Source organism: Acinetobacter sp. ANC 4654, from assembly GCF_002135425.1.
Lineage (GTDB): Bacteria > Pseudomonadota > Gammaproteobacteria > Pseudomonadales > Moraxellaceae > Acinetobacter > Acinetobacter kyonggiensis.
The window spans coordinates 1-4,036 of record NZ_NEGL01000021.1; the positions used below are offsets into that span (position 1 = coordinate 1).

Annotated in this window: 3 protein-coding genes; 2 read left to right on the top strand and 1 reads right to left on the bottom strand. The window is 38.3% G+C overall.

What is annotated here, in order from left to right; all coding sequences use genetic code 11:
* Positions 1–160 precede the first annotated feature (160 nt).
* The gene (gene mobQ, locus B9T24_RS16655) at positions 161–1,810 is read left to right on the top strand and encodes a MobQ family relaxase (protein ID WP_086166824.1); all 1,650 of its coding nucleotides are present in this window, start codon (positions 161–163) and stop codon (positions 1,808–1,810) included.
* 590 nt (positions 1,811–2,400) lie between these two features.
* On the top strand, positions 2,401–3,336 hold the full coding sequence (gene repM / locus B9T24_RS16660) for a replication initiation protein RepM (RefSeq protein ID WP_086166825.1): 936 nt from the start codon (positions 2,401–2,403) through the stop codon (positions 3,334–3,336).
* 68 nt (positions 3,337–3,404) lie between these two features.
* Here repM and B9T24_RS17265 read toward each other — a convergent pair whose 3' ends face one another.
* A complete protein-coding gene (locus B9T24_RS17265) occupies positions 3,405–3,773 on the bottom strand; it encodes a hypothetical protein (protein WP_086166826.1) in 369 nt (122 codons plus the stop codon).
* Positions 3,774–4,036 lie beyond the last annotated feature (263 nt).

Here is a 4,036-nt window from a genome sequence, read left to right on the forward strand (position 1 = left end):
AGCGAAGCGAAGTTTTCCCGTTACGAAGTAAGGGCGCACTTAGCCATTGAATTTCATTCAATGCGTTGCGACAAGGGGAGACCCCTTTGTAATCCCCGACCAACCTATACAGTTTGGTGAAATTTGGTAAACCAAATTTAAGAGAAAGAGCAAAAATAAAATGTCGTTATATCATTTGTCGGTGAAAGCTATTAGTAGAGGTGACGGACGTAGTGCCGTTGCTTGTGCTGCTTACCGATCTGGTGAAAAATTGACATGCGACTATTATGAAAAAACTCAAGATTACACAAAAAAGTCAGGTGTTGAATTTACAAATATTTATGCACCACCGAATACCAACCCTGAATTACTAGATCGTCAAACACTTTGGAACACAGTCGAAAAAGTTGAACGTCGCAAAGATGCTGTACTTGCTCGTGAATTTGAAATTGCATTCCCATGCGAATTGAATGCTGAACAGCGTAAACAGTTACTCGACGAGCTATGTCAGAAACTTGTTGAAAAGTACGGTGTCGTTGTCGATGCTGCGATTCATGCACCGCATACGGAAAGTGGCAGTGATGCACGAAACTATCACGCACACATCATGTTCACGACACGAGCGATCAATGAGCATGGTGAGTTTTCAGCAAAAAAATATCGAGATTTCAGTCGTGATAATGGCACACAAGAAGTCTGCGACTGGAGAGAAGATTTTGCAGGCTTATGCAACAAGCATTTAGAGCAAGCCGGATTCGATCAACGTGTTGATCATCGTAGCTATGAAGATCAAAACAAGGACTATTTAGAGCCGACCACGCATGAGGGTCCGGCAGTAACGGCAATGCGTAGACGCGGTATTGATACAGAAATCAGTTTAAACAACGATGAAATTAAGTTGCGTAATGCTGATGCTATCGAACTTCATGAGCAGATTATCAAAGGACTTGATCAAGAAATCATTGTTCCGCAGTACATCAACGACCGGATCAATGAATTAGAGAATGAGCTACGCTTAACAGAAGCAGAAGAACATGAGTTATTGGCTGAATTTGCAAGTTTAGACCAAGCAGAAGAACAGCTTCAAACACAGCAGACACAAGCGATTGACTACGCATACGATCAATTCATTGAATTGCAGTATGAATATGCTCAGTACGCTCAAAATTATCATCATCTTGAGAACATCAAGAACAAAGCAATCGCTGATAAACAGCGAGAGCGTGATAAATCAGTCAAATACATGCAAAAAAATGGTTATGAGAATGACCAGTTGTTTATCAGTGCCGTGTATTCAAGTCAGGTTATGCAGCCCGATTGGTTCGTTTCAGAATCAGATATGTCTGCTTTCAAACACGCACAGCACAAGGCTTTCAAAGATTCTGCAAAAGATGATCTGCAACAAATTTCTCGTATTTATTCAGAGTTAGAACGTCACAGCAAAGTGCTAAACGATCACGATATTGATTTGCCAACAGCCACCGTCGAGAAGTCTAGTTTCTTAGGTCTCGTCAAAAAAGAAGTCGAATTGGACTTCAACTGGCGAGATTTAGACGCAAAAATGGAAGAAACAGGCGAATATCGTCAAATTTTAGAAGAAATATCAGCAGAGCAAAGCAAACATGACGCTCAGATGCGCTCAGATGCGCTAGATCGAAGTTTATTAAATCAGTGGTCAAATGACCTTGAAAAAGACAATAAAGCTCGTAGAGAGCAAGAGAACGCAAATAAACAGCATATTCAGAATAAACCTGAAAATATTGTTCAAAATAGACCAGTGCCTAAAAAAGAAATCAGAAATGATGATGATTCACCGAGTCCGGGTTTTTAGTTTATCTAAACAATAAGATTCAATTACTTAGCGAGTGTCTACGAGCGACACAAAGAAAAGTTGCCCCTTTCCTTTCCCTGATTACAAGCTCCCTTTCGATTTTGAACGGTAAGTACAGAGCATCCCGCATGGGTGCGAACTTTGGAGCTTTTGCTTTTAAAAACGTATGAGCGAAGCGAATACATTATTGCTGTTTGGGATTGTCACGTAAGACCATTACAAAAACTGCCCCCTGCATTCAGCTTGTCTGAATGCAATAGAGTTTGAGCGTAGCGAAAACATAGGGCAGTTTTCGGGAGGGTTTTAGGCTTTTAATAAAAGAAAAAGCTTTTAAATGCTTTTAAGACCTCTGAAAGCCTTTACAGTAAAGGCTTTCAGCCTTCATATATGGACATTTAGTTGGCAATACATGGACATTTAGTTTGCGGATAACTCTCTATACATGGACATCTAGTTGGCATATATTGACAATAATAATTGCGTCAATATAATAGAGGTTAGTCTGATATGACGACAATAATAATTGCGTCAATATATAGACAATAATAATTGCGTCCATTCAATGAAGTTTAATAATATGAAAACCACTAATGAAGAAAGAATTAGTTGTGAAAGACAACGTATTAATTGAAGCAAGCTATAACCTTGATTTAATAGAGCAGCGTTTAATCTTGCTAGCTATCATCGAAGCTAGGGAAAGCGGCAAGGGTATTAATGCTCACGACCCTTTATCAATTCATGCTGAAAGCTATATCAATCAGTTTGGAGTGCATCGCAACGGTGCTTATCAGGCTTTAAAAAATGCGTCTAAAGACCTGTTTGTTCGTCAATTTAGCTATCAAGAAAAGCGGTCAAAAGGTTTAGCGAATGTCACCAGCCGGTGGGTGTCTGAAATTGCATATATTGAAGATGCTGCATGCGTTGAACTGATCTTTGCTCCTGCAATCATTCCTTTGATAACACGGCTTGAAGAGCATTTCACTAGCTATGAACTGGAACAGGTCTCTAAGCTCAATAGTGGTTATGCGATTCGTTTATATGAATTAATTATTGCTTGGCGGAGTACTGGTAAAACTCAGGTTATCAGTTATGACGACTTGAGAAAGAAACTTGGTGTCTTAGATCAAGAATACAAAGTGAAAGCAGACTTCAAGAAACGTGTGCTTGATAGTAGTCTCAAACAAATTAATGAGCACACTGATATTACAGTGAAGCATGAGCAGCATAAAACTGGTCGTGAAATTACAGGCTTCTCGTTCACATTTAAACAAAAGCCACAACTGAAAAATATCAAAAAGCCACAGCAGCGAGACCCGAACACAATCGACTTGTTTAGCAAAATGACAGACGCACAACGTCACTTGCTTGCTTCTAAACTCTCAAGACTGCATGAAATGAGCGAGTATTCAGTTGGCAATGAATCATTTGAAGACTTAGCAAAGCGTCTTGCTGAAAAGTTATTAGATGAGAAGTTCTTTAATTCGGTCAAGCCCCTGTTTGATCAAATAGATTACAAGCCCTATTGATGCCCATTTTCAACGACCTCAATACCAGGACAAGTCTTGGTATTGAAAGGTCATTAAAAATAGTCATCTCATAAAATACCTTTAAACAAATCTTTATCTTTTTGTCTGCTCGATTCATTTTTATTTTCAGTATTTAAAAACTGCTCAAAGTCAGATAGCTGTTGTTTAAACGATTCATCATTTTTAATTTTATTAAGAACCCATGCCCCTAATAAAATTTTACGTCTTGTATCATCTTTACGCTCTTGTGATTTAGCGATATTTAAGAGCTTATCTTGCTCTTGTTTTAATTTACTTTGCTGTTTTTTGGCATCTAATAAAATCTGTTCAGCTTCTTTTTTTAAATAATCTATTTGCTCTTGAATAGATAATTTCTTCTGCTGTGCTTTTGTGAGTTTTACAAATACAGCATCTTTCTTTTCTTCAATATCTGACATACTATTAAACCGTGTGATCAAGAATAAAACATGATCATAAAAGCAAAAAACCAAGCGAGCAATATCAAAACGTAGCGAAGCGAAGTTTTCCCGTTACGAAGTAAGGGCGCACTTAGCCATTGAATTTCATTCAATGCGTTGCGACAAGGGGAGACCCCTTTGTAATCCCCGACCAACCTATACAGTTTGGTGAAATTTGGTAAACCAAATTTAAGAGAAAGAGCAAAAATAAAATGTCGTTATATCATTTGTCGGTGAAAGCT

Bases quoted from the DNA above. Each gene is read 5' to 3' on its own strand.
- mobQ (WP_086166824.1), top strand. From the start codon at position 161: ATGTCGTTATATCATTTGTCGGTGAAAGCTATTAGTAGAGGTGACGGA.
- repM (WP_086166825.1), top strand. From the start codon at position 2,401: ATGAAGAAAGAATTAGTTGTGAAAGACAACGTATTAATTGAAGCAAGC.
- B9T24_RS17265 (WP_086166826.1), bottom strand. From the start codon at position 3,773: ATGTCAGATATTGAAGAAAAGAAAGATGCTGTATTTGTAAAACTCACA.